Origin of the sequence: Streptomyces sp. NPDC001599 (assembly GCF_042893535.1) — a bacterium.
Classification (GTDB): Bacteria; Actinomycetota; Actinomycetes; order Streptomycetales; family Streptomycetaceae; genus Streptomyces.
The window spans coordinates 562,025-582,170 of sequence record NZ_JBIAVA010000002.1 but is presented as its reverse complement, the minus strand read 5'-3'; the positions used below and the strand labels follow the sequence as shown (position 1 = coordinate 582,170).

The 20,146-nt window shown below is 72.3% G+C and carries 15 protein-coding genes; 7 read left to right on the top strand and 8 right to left on the bottom strand.

The window, feature by feature from the left end:
- Window positions 1-132: 132 nt before the first annotated feature.
- The 7 genes from ACFYZ3_RS07340 to ACFYZ3_RS07310 all read right to left on the bottom strand — a co-directional run bounded on the left by ACFYZ3_RS07340 (window position 133) and on the right by ACFYZ3_RS07310 (window position 9,234).
- Window positions 133-1,179, bottom strand: a complete 1,047-nt coding sequence (locus ACFYZ3_RS07340) for a BMP family protein (protein WP_388514534.1) — start codon at window positions 1,177-1,179, stop codon at window positions 133-135.
- Between the two features lie 273 nt (window positions 1,180-1,452).
- Window positions 1,453-2,496, bottom strand: a complete 1,044-nt coding sequence (locus ACFYZ3_RS07335; RefSeq protein WP_388514532.1) for a BMP family protein — start codon at window positions 2,494-2,496, stop codon at window positions 1,453-1,455.
- 147 nt (window positions 2,497-2,643) lie between these two features.
- Complete coding sequence (locus tag ACFYZ3_RS07330; protein WP_388514530.1) at window positions 2,644-3,876, bottom strand: M20 family metallopeptidase; 1,233 nt, start codon at window positions 3,874-3,876, stop codon at window positions 2,644-2,646.
- 239 nt (window positions 3,877-4,115) lie between these two features.
- Window positions 4,116-5,183, bottom strand: coding sequence for a hypothetical protein (locus ACFYZ3_RS07325; protein ID WP_388514529.1), 1,068 nt, complete (start codon window positions 5,181-5,183; stop codon window positions 4,116-4,118).
- Window positions 5,184-5,226: 43 nt separating this feature from the next.
- Window positions 5,227-6,165, bottom strand: a complete 939-nt coding sequence (locus ACFYZ3_RS07320; RefSeq protein ID WP_388514527.1) for an N-acetylneuraminate synthase family protein — start codon at window positions 6,163-6,165, stop codon at window positions 5,227-5,229.
- A gap of 13 nt (window positions 6,166-6,178) precedes the next feature.
- Window positions 6,179-7,453, bottom strand: coding sequence for a cytidylyltransferase domain-containing protein (locus tag ACFYZ3_RS07315; protein ID WP_388514526.1), 1,275 nt, complete (start codon window positions 7,451-7,453; stop codon window positions 6,179-6,181).
- A 440-nt stretch (window positions 7,454-7,893) separates the two neighbouring features.
- Window positions 7,894-9,234: a DUF6716 putative glycosyltransferase gene (locus ACFYZ3_RS07310; RefSeq protein ID WP_388514525.1), complete on the bottom strand. Its 1,341-nt coding sequence runs from the start codon at window positions 9,232-9,234 to the stop codon at window positions 7,894-7,896.
- A 198-nt stretch (window positions 9,235-9,432) separates the two neighbouring features.
- Between ACFYZ3_RS07310 and ACFYZ3_RS07305 the strand changes: the two genes are divergently transcribed.
- The 6 genes from ACFYZ3_RS07305 (at window position 9,433) to ACFYZ3_RS07280 (ending at window position 17,982) form a co-directional block, all read left to right on the top strand.
- The gene (locus ACFYZ3_RS07305) at window positions 9,433-10,419 is read left to right on the top strand and encodes a glycosyltransferase family 2 protein (protein ID WP_388514523.1); all 987 of its coding nucleotides are present in this window, start codon (window positions 9,433-9,435) and stop codon (window positions 10,417-10,419) included.
- Window positions 10,416-11,750, top strand: coding sequence for a polysialyltransferase family glycosyltransferase (locus ACFYZ3_RS07300; RefSeq protein WP_388514522.1), 1,335 nt, complete (start codon window positions 10,416-10,418; stop codon window positions 11,748-11,750). Before ACFYZ3_RS07305 ends, ACFYZ3_RS07300 begins: the two co-directional genes overlap by 4 nt.
- A gap of 152 nt (window positions 11,751-11,902) precedes the next feature.
- Entirely contained in the window at window positions 11,903-14,569 is a 2,667-nt protein-coding gene (locus ACFYZ3_RS07295) for a glycosyltransferase family 4 protein (RefSeq protein WP_388514521.1), read from the top strand.
- A gap of 184 nt (window positions 14,570-14,753) precedes the next feature.
- Window positions 14,754-15,701, top strand: coding sequence for a class I SAM-dependent methyltransferase (locus ACFYZ3_RS07290; protein WP_388514519.1), 948 nt, complete (start codon window positions 14,754-14,756; stop codon window positions 15,699-15,701).
- Window positions 15,702-15,745: 44 nt separating this feature from the next.
- Entirely contained in the window at window positions 15,746-16,897 is a 1,152-nt protein-coding gene (locus ACFYZ3_RS07285; RefSeq protein WP_388514517.1) for an acyltransferase family protein, read from the top strand.
- 77 nt (window positions 16,898-16,974) lie between these two features.
- On the top strand, window positions 16,975-17,982 hold the full coding sequence (locus ACFYZ3_RS07280; protein ID WP_388514516.1) for a class I SAM-dependent methyltransferase: 1,008 nt from the start codon (window positions 16,975-16,977) through the stop codon (window positions 17,980-17,982).
- On the opposite strand, the gene ACFYZ3_RS07275 is transcribed toward ACFYZ3_RS07280, so the two are convergent.
- Window positions 17,967-18,617, bottom strand: coding sequence for a TetR/AcrR family transcriptional regulator (locus tag ACFYZ3_RS07275; RefSeq protein ID WP_388514514.1), 651 nt, complete (start codon window positions 18,615-18,617; stop codon window positions 17,967-17,969). The genes ACFYZ3_RS07280 and ACFYZ3_RS07275 overlap by 16 nt on opposite strands.
- A 96-nt stretch (window positions 18,618-18,713) precedes the next feature.
- On the opposite strand from ACFYZ3_RS07275, the gene ACFYZ3_RS07270 reads away from it, so the two are divergent.
- Entirely contained in the window at window positions 18,714-20,126 is a 1,413-nt protein-coding gene (locus tag ACFYZ3_RS07270) for an FAD-dependent oxidoreductase (RefSeq protein WP_388514861.1), read from the top strand.
- Window positions 20,127-20,146 lie beyond the last annotated feature (20 nt).

The following is a 20,146-nucleotide window of genomic DNA, read 5'->3' as shown; positions in this document are numbered from 1 at the left end:
AAAAGCGGCGGCACATCGACGCGACGGGGTACGGGGAGGGCGACTTCGAGGACGCTCTCCCCGTACCCCGCCGTGCGGCCGGGCCGGCGCGGTTACACGCTGTTCGAGGTGTTGCTGGTGCTACTCAGCCGTTCAGCTGCTCTTGACCTTGATCTCGCCGTTGATGATCTTCTCCTTGGCCGTCTTGATGGCTGCCTGGAGCTCGGCGTCGTCCGCGAACTTCGGGTTGGAGTCCGAGAGACCGACCTCGCCGGACTTCAGATCGCCCCGAACGATACCGGTCTCCGGCTTGCCGTCCTCGACCGACTTCGAAAGGTTGTAGACGGCCGACGCGACGTCCTTCGTGGCCGAAGTCAGGATGTAGTCCTTGTACTTCGCGAGGGCTTCCTGCTTGTACTGGTCGGAGTCGACGCCGATCGCCCAGACCTTGTTGGCGGCGGCGGCCTCGATCACGCCCTGACCGGAGAGGCCGGCCGCCGCGTACACGACGTCGGCCTTCTTCTCGATCTGGCCCTCGGCGGCGGTCTTGCCCTTGTCGGGGCTGGAGAAGCCGCCCTCCTCCGCGGTCTGCGTGAGGTACTGCGAGATGACCTTGATCTTCGGGTTGGTGTCCTTGACGCCCTGCTCGTAGCCGGCCTGGAACTTGTGGATCAGCGGGACGTCCACACCGCCCACGAAGCCGACCGTGTTGGTCTTGGTGCTCTTGGCGGCGGCGACACCGGCGAGGTAGGACGCCTCCTGCTCGTTGAAGACCAGGTCCGCGACGTTCTTCGCCTCGATCGTGGCGTCGTCGACGATGCCGAAGGTGGTGTCCGGGTACTTCTCGGCGACGTTCTTCATCGCGGAGGCGTAGGCGTAGCCGATGCCGACGACCGGGTTGTAACCCTGCTTCGCCAGCGAGGACAGCCGCTGCTCCTTGTCGGCGTCGGTCTCGCCGTCGGTGGGCTCGACGTCGGCCGTCTCGTAGCCGAACTCCTTCTTGGCCTGCTCCAGACCGGCGTACGCGGCGTCGTTGAAGGACTGGTCGCCCTTGCCGCCGACGTCGTACGCGATGGCGAGACCCTTGTCCCCCTTGGACTCCGAACCGGAGTCGGTCGAGGTACCACCGCAGGCGGCGAGGGCGAGGGCCAGTGAGGCGGTCGCTGCGCCTGCGACCGTGATCCGGGAAATCCGGCGCATGTCTGGTGCTCCTGTCGTACAAGCGCCGGGGACGGTTCGGCTGCGGCGCTGGCTTCGCCGCAGATTAACGCGCGTAGACCTGCCTGAAAACCCCTTCTGTCCACCTTGTTATCCGCCCGTGAGCAAGGACCCGCGAATGGGGGTACGGGGCTTGCCGGACGCAAACGGGGGGTGGCGGAGGGTGACGCCCGGCGGCGGCGGGCGTCGGACGCGGAAGCGGACGGGCACCGGGAGGTGTCCGTCCGCTTCGTGCGGGTGTGTGCGGGGGTGCGGCTACTCGGTCGCGACCTTGATGGAGCCGTCGACGATGGCGGCCTTGGCCTTCTCCACGGCCTCCTTGGCGCCCGGGACCTCGGCGAACTTCGGGTTGCTGTCGGACAGGCCCACGCCGTCGGACTTCAGGTCGAAGGTGTGGGTGCCGGTCAGCGGCTTGCCGTCCTCGACGGACTTGGCCAGGGCGAAGACCGCGCCGTTGATGTCCTTGAGGGCGGAGGTCAGGATGGAGTCCTTGTAGGCGGCGAGGGCCTCCTGCTTGTACTGGTCCGAGTCGACGCCGATCGCCCAGATCTTCGCCTTGGCGGCGGCCTCGATCACGCCCTGACCGGAGAGACCGGCCGCCGCGTACACCACGTCGGCCTTCTTCTCGATCTGACCCTCGGCGGCGGCCTTGCCCTTGTCGGGGCTGGAGAAGCCGCCCTCCTCCGCGGTCTGCGTGAGGTACTGCGAGATGACCTTGACCTTGGGGTCGGTGTCCTTGACGCCCTGCTCGAACCCGGCCTCGAACTTGTGGATCAGCGGGACGTCCACACCGCCCACGAAGCCGACGGTCTTGGTCTTGGTGGCCTTGGCGGCGGTGACGCCGGCCAGGTAGGAGGCCTCGTTCTCGGCGAAGACGAGGGACGCCACGTTCTTGCCCTCGACCACGGAGTCGACGATGCCGAAGGTGGTGTCCGGGTACTTGGCGGCGACGGCCTTCATCGCCGGGCCGTAGGCGAAGCCGACGCCGATCACCGGGTTGTAGCCCTGCTTGGCCAGGGAGGTCAGGCGCTGTTCCTTGTCGGCGTCCGTCTCGCCGTCGGTGGGCTCGATGTCGGCGGTCTTGTAGCCGAACTCCTTCTGGGCCCGCTGCAGACCGGCGTACGCGGCGTCGTTGAAGGACTGGTCGCCCTTGCCGCCGACGTCGTAGGCGATGGCGAGGCCCTTGTCGTCACCGCCGTCGTCGCCGCTTTCGCCGCTGGTGCCGCCGCAGGCCGTGGCGGCGAGTGCGAGCGACGCGACCCCCACCGCGACGCGGATCAGTCTTGATGTCCGACGCATCTGAAGTTCCCCATTCTCCAAAGCCCCGCAGCGGGCGCTCGGTTCGGCGCACAGTAACGCGCGTAGAAACTCCTGGGAACGGGGTTGCGCGGCGCCGTTATCCATTCGTGCCGCTGGCCGGATACCGCCGGTGCCGCTACGTCACGGCTACTGCACGGCGTCGATGAGGGCGGCCGCGGTGAACATCTCCACGCCGACCGTGATGGCGTGCTCGTCCACGTCGAAGTCGCCCTGGTGGAGGTCGCGGACCGTGCGCTCGCCGGGCGGGCGGACGCCGAGGCGGGCCATGGCGCCGGGCACGTGCTCCAGGTACCAGGAGAAGTCCTCGCCGCCGAGGCTCTGCTCGGTGCCCTCGACGGCGTCGGTGCCGCGCCGGGCGACCATGGCGGCCTGGAGCAGCTCGGTGCTGGTGACCTCGTTGACGACCGGGGGGACGCCGCGGACGTAGGTGATCTCGGACTTGGCCCGGTACAGGTCGGCGATCTCGTCGATGGCGCCCATCACCAGGTCGGGCGCCTGCCGCCAGGCGTCCAGGTCGAGGCAGCGCACGGTCCCGGCCAGTTCGGCGTGCTGCGGGATGACGTTCGGGGCGTGGCCGGACTCGATCCGTCCCCAGGTCAGGGCGAGCCCGCTGCGGCTGTCCACGCGCCGGGCGACGAGCGGGGGCACGTCGGTGACCACGCGGGCTGCGGCGGTGACCAGGTCGGTGGTGAGGTGCGGCCGGGCGGTGTGGCCGCCGGGGCCGTTCAGGGCGATCTCCAGCCGGTCGCAGGCGGAGGTGATGGGGCCGACCCTGAGCCCGATCTTCCCGGCGTCCACCCGGGGGTCGCAGTGCACGGCCAGGATGCGGCGCACCCCGTCGAGCGCACCGCCCTCGATGGCGTCGGCGGCGCCGCCGGGCAGCACCTCCTCGGCGGGCTGGAAGACCAGCCGCACGGGCCGGGGCAGCAGGCCCTGCTCGTGCAGGGCGGCGAGGACGAGGCCGGTGCCGAGGACGACGGTGGTGTGCACGTCGTGCCCGCAGGCGTGGGCGCGGTCGGGCACCTGGGAGCGGTAGGCGCACTCGGTCTTGGTGTCGGGGATGGGCAGGGCGTCGATGTCGGCCCGCAGGGCGAGCATGCGGGGCCCGCCGGACCACTGGCCCGAGTCGGTGCCGATGTCGCAGACGAGTCCGGTACCGATGGGCAGTACGCGCGGCTTGAGGCCGGCCCGCTCCAGCCGTTCCTTGATCGCGGCGGTGGTGCGGAACTCCTGGTTGCCCAGCTCGGGGTGCATGTGGAGGTCGCGGCGGAAGGCCACGAGCTCCGCGCGCAGCGCGTCGGGCAAGGTGCCGGGCAGCGCGGCTTCACCGGGAGTGTCGGCCTCGGACTCTGGGGACATCAACACGTTCACCCTTTGCAGCGTAGGGCTCCCGGGCGATCGATGGACCCACGATCAACAAAATTCAGCCCGTTAGGGTAAGAAAACTCGGCCGCCCCACGCATAGCCATCGTCTCGCTTGGGTAAACTTGGCCGCCTTTCCGGCCGAGCCGATCATGAGATCACCGGGAGCGGCCCGACCGCTCCACGGCACCCGTCCTCTTCCCCACGGTTACCACGCGTGGCCCGCTCCACGCGCCCTACCCGGCGCCCGCCACCGCCGACAGCCGGTGCACGTCCCGTGCCGAGCCGGTGACGCCGCTCAGGAATCCGCGGGCCCGCGGTGAGGCCGTCTCGGTGAGCCAGGCGGGGTCGATGTCGCAGACGGAGACGCGGACCTCGGTGCCGGCCAGGGCCAGCGGGAGGGTGTGGACGACGGTGGAGGGGAAACTGAGGATGGTGCGGCCGATCGGGCCGCGGCGGGCGATCAGCTCCAGCGGGAGGTCGGGGCGGACGATCTGCAGGCCGGTCTCCACGGCCAGCCGGTGCAGCTTCACGGCGCTCTCGCGGCGGTGGGCGAAGTAGCGGGCCGCCCCATGGCTCTTCGCCAGGGCGCCTACGGCGTCCACGTAGCGGTCGGCGTCGACGACGCCGGTCTCCACCAGGGAGGTGCCGACCATGTCGGCGCCCTTGGTGATGCGGGGCGGGCCGAAGCGGGACCTGGTCCAGGCGAAGTCGTTCGCGGTGACGGTGACGCCTTCGGGGACGTCCTCGATGGGCATGGAGGAGAAGACCGACACCTGCCGGTCCGGGGTCGGGGTGAGGCGGTGGCGGGCGGACCGGGAGACCGGGGCGAAGAGCAGGTCGCGCGGTCCGGGGCGGCTGCCCTTGCGGTGCCAGCGCACCAGGCGTTCGCCGTGGGCCAGCTGGGTGACGAACTCCATCGTGGCCGTGCCGTCGTCGACGACGACGAGGTCGTGGGCGCGGGTGATGGTGAGGAGCAGTTGTACGTAGCGGGAGAACGGGTCGCCCATGACGATCCGGTCCGCCTGGCGCAGCGCGGTGGTCAGGCCGCCGACCGTGCGGAAGGGGGCGGTGGCACCGCCGCGCGCCTCCTCCCAGCGGATCTCGTGGCCCTCCTTGCGGGCCAGTTCCGCCATGCGGCGCAGCTGGCCGCGGGTCATCGGGTCGACGGGCGAGAGGACCACGAGGGTGAGCTCCGCGCCGGGTGCGCGGGTGTGCGCCCACTCCAGCACGTTCAGCAGTTGTACCGGGCTCTCGACGAAGGCGAGAGTACGGGGGCCGGCGTTCCCGGCGCGGGGGCTCATCGGTGGGGGACCGTCCCGTGGTGAGTGACTCGGTGGCCGGGGATCAGACGGTGACGGGCTCGCCCGCGGCGGCGGCGATCTCCGCCTCGGCGACGACGCCGGTGACGCGGCGCAGCTTCTTCATCGGGCCGAGCTCCGAGTCGTAGACCTTCTTGACGCCGTCGCCGAGGGAGGCCTCGATGGTGCGGATGTCGCGCACCAGGCGGGTCAGGCCCTGCGGCTCGACGGAGGCGGCCTGGTCGGAGCCCCACATGGCGCGGTCGAGGGTGATGTGGCGCTCGACGAAGGTGGCGCCGAGGGCGACGGCGGCCAGCGTGGTCTGCAGGCCGGTCTCGTGGCCGGAGTAGCCGATCGGGACGTTCGGGAACTCCTGCTGGAGGGTGTTGATGACGCGGAGGTTCAGCTCCTCGGCCTGCGCCGGGTACGTCGACGTGGCGTGGCACATGAGGATGTTGTCGCTGCCCAGGACCTCGACGGCGTGGCGGATCTGCTTCGGGGTGGACATGCCGGTGGAGAGGATGACCGTCTTGCCCGTGGCGCGCAGGGCGCGCAGCAGCTCGTCGTCGGTCAGGGAGGCGGAGGCGACCTTGTGGGCGGGGACGTCGAACTTCTCCAGGAAGGCGACGGCCTCGGTGTCCCACGGGGAGGCGAACCAGTCGATGTTCTTGGTCCTGCAGTACTCGTCGATCTGGCGGTACTCGTCCTCGCCGAACTCCACACGGTGGCGGTAGTCGATGTACGTCATCCGGCCCCAGGGGGTGTCGCGCTCGATGTCCCACTGGTCGCGCGGGGTGCAGATCTCCGGGGTGCGCTTCTGGAACTTGACGGCGTCGCAGCCGGCCTCGGCGGCGGCGTCGATCAGCTTGAACGCGTTCTCCAGCTCGCCGTTGTGGTTGATGCCGATCTCGCCGGTGACGTAGACGGGGCGGCCGGGACCGGCCTCGCGGGTGCCGAAGGTGCGGATGCGGGAGTTGGTGCTCATGGCAGGGGGTTCCTTACTTGGACTGGGTGAGCGTGGGGGTGGTTTCGACAGCGGGGTCGAGGGCGTCCAGGGACGGACCCAGGAGCCAGGTCGCGATCTCCCGTACGGCGCCTTCGCCGCCGGGGACGGTGGTGACCGCGCGGGCCGCGCCGCGTACGGCGCCGTGGGCGCTCGCGACCGCCACGGGCCAGCCGACGAGGGCGAAGCACGGGAGGTCGTTGACGTCGTTGCCGACGTAGAGGACGCGTTCGGGCGCGATGCCCTGTTCCTCGCACCACTGCTTGAGGGCGAGGTCCTTGCGGTCGATGCCGTGCAGCACGGGGAGCTTGAGCTTGCGTGCGCGGGCGGCGACGACCGGGTTCACCTCCGTGGACAGGATCAGCATCGTCAGGCCGCTGCGGCGCAGGGCGGCGATGCCGAGTCCGTCGCCGCGGTGCACGGAGACGAACTCCCGTCCGTCGGAGTCGATCAGCACCCGGTCGTCGGTCTGGGTGCCGTCGAAGTCGAGGACGACCGCGTCGATGTCGGCCGCGGTCGGCAGGGCAGCGGGCCGGGCCCCGTCGAAGTGCGGCGCGAGGGCGCGGGCGCGGGCCAGGTCGTGCGGGTCGTCGACCTCCAGGACGCGGGCCGGGTCGGTGCGGACCAGTTCGGTGCGGCCGAAGAAGCGGTGCTGGTGCTTGCGGAAGCCGGGGGCGGCCATGGCGTAGGCGGCGCCGGTCTCCAGCAGGTCCTGGGGGCGGTCCTGGCGGCGGGGGCGGTAGGCCTTGTCGTGGTTGACGCCGTGGCCGCCGTCGGCCCCGCCCGGCTCGTCGGCGCCGTCCCGCCAGACGAAGCCGTGGAAGGGGGCGACGGTGACGGCCGTGTCCGCGCCGTCCTCGGCGACCGCGCCGGCCACCCCGTCGACGTCCTCGCGGACGAGGAAGGGGCTGGTGCACTGGACGAGCAGCACCACGTCGACGGCGGCGCCGTGCAGGGCCTCGTGGGCGTCCATGGCGTGCAGCACGGCGGCCTCGGAGGTGGCCGTGTCCCCGGCGATGGCGGCGGGGCGCAGCACCACCTCGGCGCCGGCCTCGCGGGCCGCCGCGGCGATGGCCTGGTCGTCGGTGGAGACGACGACGTCCGTCACGAGGCGGGCGGCCAGGCACTCGCGCACCGCGCGGACCACCAGCGGGACGCCGCCGACGGGGGCGAGGTTCTTCGCGGGCACTCCCTTGGAGCCACCGCGGGCGGGAATCACGGCGAGCACCCGGCGCACCGAAGCGCCCGGACTCGCTTGACTGTTGGACATGGGAACTGCTCCTTGCGCAGGTGTCGCGGGGACCGCGGACGCCGCGGACGGGACCGCAGGGGTCTCGGGTGCCGGGACGGGCCCGGAAACTGCGCCGCCCCCGAGGACCGGAACCGACCCGCCCGCCGGAGCCGCCCCGGGCGCCGAGGCGGACCCGGACGCCGGAACGGACCCGCACCCCGAGGCCGGACCGGGAATCAGGACCGGACCGGGAACCAGGACCGGCCCAGGTGCCGGGGCCGGGCCGGAGGTCGGGACCGACGCGGATGCCGGAGCCGGACCGGAGGTCGGGACCGACGCGGATGCCGGAGCCGGACCGGGGATCGGGACCGACGCGGGTGCCAGGGCCGGGCCGGGGATCGGGACCGACGCGGGTGCCAGGGCCGGGCCGGGGATCGGGACCGACGCGGGTGCCGGGGCCGGGGCGGGGATCGGGGTCGTCACAGCTCCCCCATCCGGCGGATCACCGGGGCGACGCGCTGGACGCCGTGTCGGTAGGCGCCGCGGGCCGCGCGGCGGACGACCTGGCGCACCGGGCCGGGCGCGCGGTCGGCGGCCGGGGCGCCGGGCAGCGGCGTGCCGTCGGGGGCGAGGTGGTGGCGGGCGAGGATGCCGGGGAGGTAGCCGGGGGCGGTGGCGAGGGTGTAGTAGGGGGCGAGGGGCGGCAGTCCGCCGGGCCGGACCAGCAGGGCGGCGATGCGGGCGCGGGCCTTGTCGAAGGCCGTCTCGTAGCCGCCGTCCGCCGCCACGCCCTGCCGGGCGACCCACTCGGGGTCGGGGGCGGGGCGGTGGCCGGCGTCGAGCTGGTCCCAGGAGGCGAGGCAGCCGGAGCCCACGAAGTGGTGGTTGCCGAGCGCCTCGCGCACCCCGAGGTCGCTGAGGACGACGGTGGGGATGCGGCGGTGCAGGGATTCCAGGGCCGCCGTGGAGCTGATCGTGACCAGGAGGTCGGTGCGGTCCAGGACCTCGCCCATGTGGCCGTACACCAGGCGGAAGTTGGGCGGCGGGTCGGCCCGCTGCACCAGCTTCTGGTAGGGCAGCTCCTCGATGTGCGTGGTGTGTTCGCCGGGCCTGGAGCGCAGCTTGAGCAGCACCTCGCGCTCGGGGTGCAGCCGGGCGTGGCCGATCAGCCGTTCGAGGAGGTACGTACGGTCCCTGCGGCTGTCCGGCACGGAGGGCTGCGCGGCGAAGACCACGGTGTAGGGGCGGTCGCCCCCGTCGCCCGGCTCACCGGCGTAGGCGGCCCCGCCCAGGAAGGGCAGGGCGACCTCGGTCACCGCTGCGGCGTCGGCGCCGACCCCCTCGTACACGGCGCGGAAACGCTCCGCGTCCTGGCGGGAGTTGGCGAGCACGAGGTCGGCGCCGTGGCGCAGCAGCAGGCCGTCGGCGAGCTTCTCGTAGACGACGCCGACGTAGCCGGTGACGACCACGGGCCGTTCGGCGCGGTCCTGCCAGACCCGGCCGAGCCCGTGCAGCATCGCCTGGACACCGCCGCCGACCAGGGCGAGGACGAGGATGTCGTAGGAGTCCTCGCCCCGCGCGCCGTCCATGGCGCGCAGGAACTCGACGGCGGTCACCTCGCGGAGCGAGTCCGCGCTGACGCCGACCTCCCGCAGCTGGCGGGCGGTGGGGGTGGCTCGGCCGCGCAGGAGGTAGCCGTCGAGGTGGATCTCCGTGTCCCCGGGGCGGACGCGGGTCGCGGTGAGCGCGCCCCATTTCCACCGGGTGTCGGAGTCCGCCAGGACGGCGACTCGCAGGGCCTTCGTTGCACTTGCTGGCACGCCGTAGACGCTAGGAAGCCATTTCTAGGAACCGCCCAACCGGAATCCAACAAAGGGTGAACAGCACATCGCCGAATGGGGAATCGGCCTGTCCGGGCCGCGGAAAAGCACCCGCTTCACCGCTTCGCCACGCCTCGTTCACCTCGTATCAAGCCACGGGTAAAGCCGCATGCCGGGGCCCCGCCTAACGTTCCCCACGTGCCAACTCTCTCCGTCATCGTGCCGTTCTACAACGTGCGGCAATACGCACCCGACACCCTGCGGAGTCTGCGCGCGAACGCGCGGGACGACTTCGAATTCATTCTCGTCGACGACTGCTCGACCGACGGGACCGCGGACATCCTCGCGCGCGCGGAGCACGAGCTGCCCGGGGCGGTCCTGGTCCGACACGAGCGGAACGGCGGCCTGGCGACCGCCCGCAACACCGGCATCGACCGGGCGCGCGGCGAGTACCTCACCTTCCTCGACGGCGACGACTGGCTGGCGCCCGGCCACTACGACCGGCTGGTCGCCACGATCGAGGGGCTGGGCTGCGACTTCGTGCGCACCGACCACGTCCAGTGCACGGCACGGGCCCGCACCGTGTACCGGGTGCCGCACGGCCGCCGGGGCGTGGTCCTGCGTCCGCGGGACGCGATCCTGCCCGCCCACCGGTCCACCTCCGTCGACTACGCCTACGCCTGGGCCGGGATCTACCACCGCCGGCTGGTCGAGCGGGGCCTGCTGCACTTCACCGACGGGCTGCGCACGGCCGAGGACCGGCCGTGGATCTGGAAGCTGCACCGGGAGGCGGAGTCCTTCGCGGTGACCGGACTGCTCGGGGTCTTCTACCGGCGCGGTGTGGCGTCCTCGCTCACCCAGATCGGGGACGTCCGCCAGCTGGACTTCCTCCGCGCCTTCGACGAGGTCGTCGCGGGGACGGCCGCCGACCCCGACGCCGCCGGTCTGCTCCCGAAGGCCGTGCGCACGTACTGCGCGATCATTTCCCACCATCTCGGTTCCATCGAAAGGTTCGAGCCTGCCGTGGCCCGCAAACTGAAGGCGATGAGCGCCGCCGCGCTGCGGCGGATGCCGCAGGACGCGCTCGACCAGGTGCTCGGCTCGATGGACACCGAGCGCGCCACCCGGCTGCGGCGGCTGCGCCGGCGTGCGGTCGCGGGCGCGGGCGCGGGGGTGGCCGCGTGAGCACGCAGATCTTCCTGGCGTCGACGCTGTACGGCACGGCCACGCTCGCCGCGGCCCTGGACTCGGGCTGCTTCGACGCGTCCGACCGGCGGATCCTGCTGGTCTCCAACAACGCGGCGACGCCCGAGACGACGCCCGCCGTGGACGAGATGCCCGGATTCGAGCAGCTGCGGTCGCGGTTCGACGACGTGGTGTCGTGGAACGAGACGATCTTCCCCTTCCATCCGGGCGGCTGGTCGCCGCGAGTGGACGACGCGCCGATGTGGGAGCGGTATCTGCGGCTGGCCTGGGGGCTCGGCGACGACGACGTGGAGCTCGTCGTGGAGTCGATCCAGGTGCACCCGGCGCTGGGCGTGGCGCAGATCTTCACCGACGCGCCGCTGACCGTCTACGCGGACGGTCTGATGAGCTACGGACCCACGCGCAACAAGCTCGACCCGCTGGTCGGCACGCGCGTGACGCGGCTGCTCCACCTCGACCTGGTGCCGGGTTTGACGCCGCTGCTGCTCACCGAGTTCGGCGTGGCGCCGGAGATCGTGCCGACCCAGGCGTTCACCAAGGTGCTGGCCGAGCTGGCGGGCACCGGCGCCGGTCTGCCGGACGTCGAGGAACCGGCGCTGCTGCTCGGTCAGTACCTGTCGGCGCTGGGCATCCTGTCCGCCGAGGAGGAGGAGGCCCTGCACGTGCGGATGCTGACGGGCGCCGTCGGGCTCGGGCACACCCGTGTGGTGTTCAAGCCGCATCCCACGGCCCCGGCGCGCTTCATCCGCTCCCTGGAGCAGGAGGCGGAGCGGCTCGGTGTCGACCTCACCGTGCTGGACACGCCGGTCCTGGCGGAGGTGCTGTACCAGCGGATGCGTCCGGCGCTGGTCGTCGGCTGCTTCTCCACGGCCCTGCTCACCGCGTCCACCCTGTACCGCCTGCCGGTCGCCCGGGTCGGCACCGAGCTCCTGCTGGACCGGCTGACGCCGTACGAGAACAGCAACCGCGTCCCCGTCACCATCGTCGACGCGCTGCTGCCCGAGCCGGACGACGCCGAGGCCGTCGCCGAGCGGCGTCCGGGCCTGGACACCGGGGCCCTGGCGGCGCTGGTGCGGGCGGTCGGTTTCGCGATGCAGGCCAAGATCCTGCCGGAGCTGCGGCCGGCCGCCGAGGAGTATCTGCGCAGCAGTCTCGACGCCCGCACCCGGCGGTACTTCAAGAAGCGGCGGCTCACGTCGTTGGGGCTGCCCGGCGGAATTCCGGAGCGGCTGGCATTCCTGCCGCGCAATGCCACGGCACGCAGGGTCGTACGCCGGGCGCGCAGTATTCGACGGTCGGTGAAACGCTGAGAGGATGTCCGGTGTCGGGAACATGAACGTGGAATCCTTCGCGCCCCCTGCCCCCTTCCGTTCATTTTCCCTTCACTCCTTGGCCGCCACTTCCCGTGCGATGATCCCCGCGGGAAATCTCCCCAGAAAAACCACAACTGGGCTGGTCGTCTATGCGTATCGCCGTCTTCATCGAGAACCGCAACGGTGTCGGTCTCACCGCAGGGATCATGAACGCGCCGGGGGCACGGGAGCACACGTTCCTGCTGGTCACCGCCGACCTCGAAGGGGACGTGGGGCGGTGGATCGAGGAGGAGGCCTCGGCCCGGCTCGACGGGGCGCGGGTGGACAACCTGTTCCGGGAGGAGGAGGCGCTCGCGCACGCGCAGTTCCTGGAGGAGATAGCCCCCCGAATAACGGACTTCGTGCGGACGGAGTCCGTCGACCGGCTCGTCCTCTTCAACGACCGCTCGCAGCGCGGCAGCAGGGTCGCCCAGGCCCTCACCGAGACGCTGCCGGTGGTCCTGGTCCAGGACGGGCATCTCGACTTCCACTACAAGAGGCTCGGGGCCGGGCTCCGCGACCAGAACTGGTACTACGGTGCGTCGGGGCCCGCCGCCGTCTGCGTCTGGGGACCTGCCACCGCCCAGCACCTGCTGTACCGCAGGGCGGACGACGACCCGGTCGTCCACATCACCGGCGCCCTCGGCCACAGCGACGACCCGGACCTGCTGCGCGCCACGCTCAATCCGGCGCCGCGGCCCGCCCGTTCCTCGCGGGAGCCGTTGCGGATCATCGTCCTCGACCAGCCCCTGGGCGACCAGCGCAAACTGGCGGCCGGTCAGCACCGCGAGTACCTGCGGGCGGCCTGCGAGGCGCTCGCCGAGTTCGGTGAGGTCTCGGTCAAGCCGCACCCCTCGACCCTCTCCGGTCACCTGAACTGGCTGGGCACACTGCCCGGGGTCACGGTTCTGGACGAGTCGGCGCTGGTGGACGCGGCGGGCCTGGAGTCCTACGACCTGGCCCTGACGTTCTTCTCCACGACCTATCTGCAGACCCTGCGGGCCGGTGTCCCGCTGGTGCTGTTCAGCCCGCCGCCGCTGAACATCGTCTTCCCCGCCGTCAATCACGCGCTGCTGCGCAACGTCGGCAGCGTGGGAGAACTCGTCGACGTGGTGGGTCAGTTGCACCGCACGGGCAAGTTCGCCGGCAACAACACCGGTGAGCCGCTCACCCACTTCCTCACCTTCCACGACGACGTGGCGGAGCGGATCCTCACGGTGGTCCGGGAGGCGAAGGTCCGTGCGCCGCGGGCCGCCCCGGAGTCCGGCGCGGCCTCCCGCGCGCCGGCCGGCACCCGTGCCGAGCGGGCGCTGCGGGCGGTACGGGACCGGCAGCGGCCGCCCCGCTCACTGGCCGTGCTGGGCCTGGGCTTCGGCTATGTCACGGGTGTGGCGATCCCGGTCCTGACGTACACCCAGGCGCTGCTCGCGCACTCCCCCGTGGACGTCCGCTACCTCGACCTGAGCGCGTACTGCCGTACCGAGGACGTGCTCGACGCGCTGCGGGACATCGACGTGGTCCTGGTCAACAGCCTCGCGCCGCTGTGGCGTTCGGCCATCGGCAACGACCTCGTCGGCACCCTGCTCGCCGAGGACCGGTCGGTCTTCCTGTACGCGCACGAGACCGAGCACGTGATGGCCTACGAGGCCGAGCACAGTGCGCTGCGGCACAAGGAGATGCTGAAGCTGCTGCCGGAGCTGAGCGTGCTGTGCGTCTCCACGGCCCAGGCCGACATGTTCCGCGGGCTCGGGGTCGCCGATCCCGTCGTCGTCTACAACTCCGTTCCGCAGGACACCCACCGGGACCGCGCCCGGGTGGTGCCGGGGGCGCGGCCGCGGATCGTGATGGTCGGCTCCATGCAGGACCGCAAGGGCCTGGACCTGTTCTCCCGGGTCGCGGAGCTGGCGCACGCCGAGGGCCTGCCGTGGCGGTTCTCGTGGATCGGCCACCGCACCCCGCGGATCGCCCCGTCGACCCTGCTCTCCGACCGGGTGACGTGGACGGGCGCACTGTCCCGGCCCCGGGTGCGGGAGGAACTGGCCGCGTCGGACGTCTTCTTCCTCTCCTCCGTGGACGACCCGATGCCGCTGTCGGTGGTCGAGGCCGTCCAGCAGCGGCTGCGGGTGGTCACCTACCGGCGGGTCGGCTCCCACGAGGTGCTCGACGGGGTGCCGGGCTATCGCTCCTTCGCCGACTACACCCCGGAGGCGGCGTTCGAGGCCCTGCGGGCGGTACTGGGCGAGCAGGTCTCGGAGGACGACTACCGGGAGGTCGAGGAACTGTTCGGCATCCCCGCGTTCACCGCCCGGATGACGGCCGCCCTGGGACTTCCCGGGCCTCAGCGGGCGCCGCACGGGCGGGACGCCGCGTCCGAGGAGGACCTGGGGACGGCGGGCGGCGACGCTCCCGGAGAGCTGCGGGCGGTGATCCCCCAGCAGATCCGGCACCTCAACGAGGACTTCAAACGCCACGTCTCCACGGGGAACGTCGAGGACGCCCTGCGGGTGGGCACCGAGATCCTGCGCCGCCGGCAGCCGGTGGACGTGCTGATCGGCATGGCCGAACTGCAGGCCGCCCGGGGCCGGACCGGCGAGGCGTGCCGGCTCCTGGCCGCCGCGGCCATCGCCGGGGGCGACCGGGGCCGGGTGTGGTCGGAGATCTCCCGGGTGGCGGCCCTGCTCGGCCCGCGCGGCCGGGCCATCCGCCAGCTGGCCCGCAGGGAGTCGGTCAGGGCCCAGGTGACCCATCACTCGGCGCGGCTGCGCAAGGGGGACTGAGCGGCGGACCGGCCGGTGCCGCGGCGGCCGTCCCCTGCCGGACAGCCGGAGTTCCCCAGAAGTTCTCCCGATGGCCCGCTCGGCTGTTCTTCTCCCGGCCGTGCGCATGCCTAGCCTTGCCCCACCCCCACCCGTGTTCCTCGTACTCACGTTCAACTCCGTGACGGATTGAGGTCCTTGACGCATGAACAGCCGTTCCCTCCTCCGCGGTCCGGCGGCCCGGCGCCTGCTGCGCCCGGTCGCCGACCTGATCGACGAGCGCATCGAGCGGCAGGTCCGTTCGGCCGCCCGGCGCGCCGATGTCCAGGGGGCACCGGGCGGCCCGGACACCGAGACGCTGGCGCGGGACGTCGAGGTGCTCAAGCGCCGGCAGCTCACCTTGGAGCTGCTCTGCGGCCCCCGTGGCCGCGGCATCTCGCGCATGGTGGCCGAGGCTCCGCTGGAACGTCTGTACGCCGAGGTCACGGCCCTGGCCGGGGACCGCGACGCGGCGGTGCGCAACGTCTCCGCCGCGTTCCGGCTGCTGGTCGCGCTGGAGTCGCTGGGCGTCGGCCGGATCGCGGGCGGCACCATGAACATCTGCGGCAAGCTCGGCACCATCCCGCTGCTCGACCCGCCGAACGACGAGGTCCTGGAGATCGGCACGCTGTACGGCATGTTCTCCGCCGGACTCGTGCGGATGCTGGAGCGCGACGGCCGCGGCCCGAACCTGACCATCGTCGACCCCTTCGCCGGCGTCCAGCTCCAGCCCGGCACCGAGCAGCGCCCCGACCCCACCGGGACCCCGGTCGACGAGCACGCCGTACGCACCAATCTGGGCCTGGCCGGACCGGCGGGCGCGGCGGCGCGCATCCAGCGCGGGTACTCCGAGGACCCCGGGACCCGGGCCGCCGTCTCGGACCGCCGCTACGGGGTGATCGTCGTCGACGGCGACCACTCGGCCAAGGGCGTCGCCCAGGACCTCGAGTGGGCCGAGGAGATAGCCGCGCCGGGCGGGATCGTCGTCCTGGACGACTACGGCGACCCCCACTGGCCGGGCATCAAGGCCGCCCTGGACGACCACCTGAAGGGCGAGACCCGCTTCACCTACCTGGGCAAGGCCGCGCACTCCGCGTACCTGCGGGCGTCCTGACCACCGATGAACGACCGGACAGCGGTCGAAGGAGTAGTACGAGCGTGACCAAGACGGTCGTGAGCACGTCCATACCGCGGCCGGAGGAGATCGTCTCCCCTCCGGCCCCGTCCGGTCCGGCACCGGCGCCGCCCAGGTCCACGAAGGGGCGGCTGCGCGCCCTGGACGGACTGCGGCTGGTGGCCGCGCTGATGGTGGCGGCGTACCACTACGGCGGGCGCGGTGGTGACGTGACCACGGCCTGGGGGTCGTCGCCGAAGTTCCAGTTCCCGACCCTGCACTCGCTGTTCGCGTACGGCTGCCTGGGCGTGCAGGTGTTCTTCGTGATCAGTGGCTTCGTCATCTGCATGAGCGGGTGGGGGCGGTCGCTGCGCTCCTTCTTCGCCTCGCGCGCCTCCCGGCTGCTGCCCGCCTACTGGGTGGCGGTCGTCCTCGTGACGGCCGTGTTCGCCCTGCCGGTCGTCGCCTACGAGGCGGTCTCGCCGAGCGAGGGGCTGCTGAACCTGACGCTGCTGCACCAGCCGCTGGGCGCCGACCGGGTCCTGGGCGTGGACTGGACGCTGTGGGCGGAGATCCGCTTCTACGCCCTGTTCGCCCTCTGCGTCGTCCTGCCGGGCGCGAGCCGGCGGCGGGTCATCCTCTTCTGCGCCTGCTGGACGCTGGGGGCGGCGATCGCGCAGGCGGCCGAGGAGCCGCTGCTCGACCTGGTCCTGATGCCGCAGTACGCGCCGTTCTTCATCGGCGGCATCGGCCTGTACCTGGTGTACCGGGACCGGCGGGACGCGTACGCGTGGGGCATCGTCGCCGTGAGCTGGCTGATCGGCCAGTACTGGGCCGTGCAGGACCTGTGGCGCCCGCCCTCCCCGGACGCCTTCGCCAACCGGACGTCGTTCGGCATCATCCTGATCGTCACGCTGGGCTTCGCCCTGGTCGCCGTCATCGCGCTCGGCTGGCTGAGCTGGGCCGACTGGCGCTGGCTGACGGTCGCGGGTGCGCTGACCTACCCCTTCTACCTCGTCCACGAGCACCTGGGCTGGGTCGTCATCGAGGCGCTCCACCAGGATCTGGGCGTCCCGTCGTACGCCACCTTCCTGCTGACCGTCGCGGTGATGCTCGTGCTGGCCTGGCTGCTGAACCGTTACGTCGAGAACACGCTGACTCCCCGGCTGCGGAGCGCGCTGTCCCGGACACATTGAGCGATACGTGCGATTTTCTGACCGTCGCATCGCGCGCGCCCCCTCCATTTCGGGTGCCGAGGGGGCATCCTCGCCTCATGGCCACTGCGCAAGAGACGCACGAGTACCCCGGTGAGCTGAACGACGTCCCCGGCTGGTTCTGGCCGCTCGACCAGGTGCTGTTCTCCTGGTTCCTGGAGCGGCAGGAGCGGCTGGACACCCGCGGCGACCTGCTGGAACTGGGCGCCTACCTGGGCAAGAGCGCGATCCTGCTCGGGCACCGGCTGCGGGACGGCGAGACGCTGACCGTCTGCGACCTGTTCGGCGCCGAGCCGCCGGACGCGGCCAACCGGGCGGAGGCGGCGAAGTCGTACTCCTCACTCACCCGCCAGGCCTTCGAACGCAACTACCTCTCGTTCCACGACGCCCTGCCGAGGATCATCCAGGCGCCCAGTAGCGCGATCGTCGACGAGGTCGCGGCGGGCACCTGCCGCTTCGTCCACATCGACGCCTCGCACCTGTACGAGCACGTGGAGGGCGACATCCGCGCGGCCAGGGAGCTGCTGGGCCCCGACGGCATCGTCGTCCTGGACGACTTCCGCAGCGAGCACACCCCGGGCGTCGCCGTCGCCGCCTGGGAGGCGGTGCTCAACCGCGGGCTGCGTCCGGTCTGCCTGAGCAGTCAGAAGCTGTACGGCACCTGGGGCGACCCGGAGCCCGTGCGGGAGGAACTGCTCGCGGCGCTGCGCGGGCGCGACGACATCGCCGTGACCGTGGAGCGGGCCGCCGGACAGCGGCTGGTGCGGACCCGCGCCCGGGGCAAGCGGCTGCGGCCGCCCTCGCTGCCGTCCTCGCGGCACCCGGCACCCGCTCCCGCCCCCGACGCGGGCCGGCCGGACGCCGCGCCGGTGCCCGAGCAGAGCGCGCAGGCCCGTCCGGCGCGGACCGCGGCCCGCACGTCCCGGCCGTCGGCCCGGCGGGACCGTACCCGGCGGCTCGCCCTGGACCTGCTGCCGCCCCTCGTCACGCGCGCGGTGCGCCGGTACCGGGCGGTGCGGCGGTCGAAGGCCGGCGGGGCCGCGGGGGCGGCTCAGTCGAGGCCGTAGGACGCCGCGATGCCCGCGATCACCACGGCCAGCGACTCCTCGAAGTGCCGGTCGTAGTCCGTGAAGATCTCCGCGCCCGCCGCGGCCGTCAGAGGGTAGTCGGCCAGCAGGCGGGCGCGCTCGTCCACGTCGAAGCCCTCCCGGCGCTCGCCGGGCAGGGGCTCGACGCCCTGTTCCTCGGTGACGAAGCCGAGGGTGAACAGGTACGTCGTCGTGTTCGCCCGGACGGCCTGGGCGAGGGTGAGCCCGGCGGCCGTGAACAGCCGCAGGCTCTCCTCCATCTCCCCCGCGTGCACCGCGCCGGTGAAGCGTGAGCCGCTGAAGACCTTGGCGCCGTCGCGGTAGCCGAGCAGGGCCGTGCGCAGGCCGCGGTTGGCCTTGAGCAGCCGCTCGCGCCAGGTGTCGGCCGGGGTGAGGTGGGTGGTGGCGACCATCCGCCGGTACATCTCGGTGGCCATCTCGTCGAGGAGGGCCTGCTTGTCCTTGAAGTGCCAGTACAGGGCGGGCGCCTTCACGTCCAGCTCCCTGGCGATGGCGCGCAGGGTCAGGCCGTCCAGGCCGACGTCGTTCAGCAGCTCGAGCGCCGCGTCCGCGACCCGTCGGCGGTCCAGGGGGGCGCGTCGTTCCGTACTCACACTTGACAGCTTAACGGAGTTAAGGCCATCCTCGGACCCGTACGGAGCTTAACGACGTTAAGGAGAGTTGCCGTGAATGTCACGGATACGCATGCCCTGGACGCGGATGTTCTGGTCGTCGGCGCGGGTCCCACCGGCCTCGCCCTCGGTGTCGACCTGGCCCGGCGCGGGGTCCGCGCACTGATCCTGGAACGCGCGGACGGGCTGTTCCCCGGCTCACGGGGCAAGGGCATACAGCCCCGCACCATGGAGGTCTTCGACGACCTCGGCGTCCTCGGCGCGATCCACGCGGCGGGCGGCACCTACCCGGCCAACATGGTCTGGCGGAACGGCGAGCGGGTCGGTGAGCACCGCATGTTCGACCCGGCGGAGCCGAGCGAGGACTCGCCGTACGACGAGCCGTGGATGGTGCCGCAGTGGCGCACGCAGGAGATCCTGGCGGCGCGGCTCGCGGAGCTGGGCGGCAGCATCGCCTTCGGCCGGGAGGTCGCCGGTCTCACGCAGGACGCGGACGCCGTCACCGCGCACCTGTCCTCGGGCAGAACGGTCCGCGCCCGCTACCTGGTGGCCGCGGACGGCGGCCGGTCGACGGTGCGCCGCACCCTGGGCATCGGCATGACCGGCGAGACCGTCGACCCGAACCCGATGCTGGTCGCGGACGTCCGGATCAGCGGCCTGGACCGCGACAACTGGCACGTCTTCCCGCCCCACGACGGCGCCGACTTCCTCGCCGTCTGCCCGCTGGCCGGCACCGAGGACTTCCAGGTGACCGCGCGGTTCCCCAAGGACGCGGACGTGGACCTCTCCCCGGACGGCGTCCGCAAGGTCGTCGCGGAGCGCTCGCACATCGCCGCCGAGGACGTGACCGAGGTGCGCTGGGCCTCCGACTTCCGGCCGCGGGCCGCCCTGGCCGACCGGTTCCGTTCGGGCCGGGTCCTCCTCGCCGGGGACGCGGCGCACGTGCACTCGCCCGCGGGCGGCCAGGGCCTGAACACCAGCGTCCAGGACGCCTACAACCTGGGGTGGAAACTGGGCGCCGTACTGGCGGGCGAGGCCCCGGCCGCGCTCCTGGACAGCTACGAGGAGGAACGGCGCCCGATCGCCGCACAGATGCTCGACCTGTCGACCGGCGTCCACCGCGGCGAGGTGCGGCGCGGCGCGGCGACCCGGCAGCTGGGGCTGGGGTACCGGGAGTCGTCGCTGACCCTGGAGACGCGGGGCGCCGTCGGCGAGGGCGCGGTGCGGGCCGGGGACCGTGCGCCCGACGGGACGGTGGACGGCGTACGGCTCTTCGACGCCTTCCGGGGGCCGCACTGGACGCTGCTGGCGCTGGGCGCCGACGCGCCCGGCGGTGGCGTGGGGCCCGCGGTGCAGGTGGTGCGCGGGGGCGCCCACGGCGCGTACGGGGCGGGGCTGTTCCTCGTACGGCCGGACGGGTACGTCGGGTGGTCCGGGGACACGCCGGAGGGGCTCGACGCCTACCTGGGCCGGTTCGGGCTGGGCGGCTGAGGCCCCAGCCGGGTCCCCGG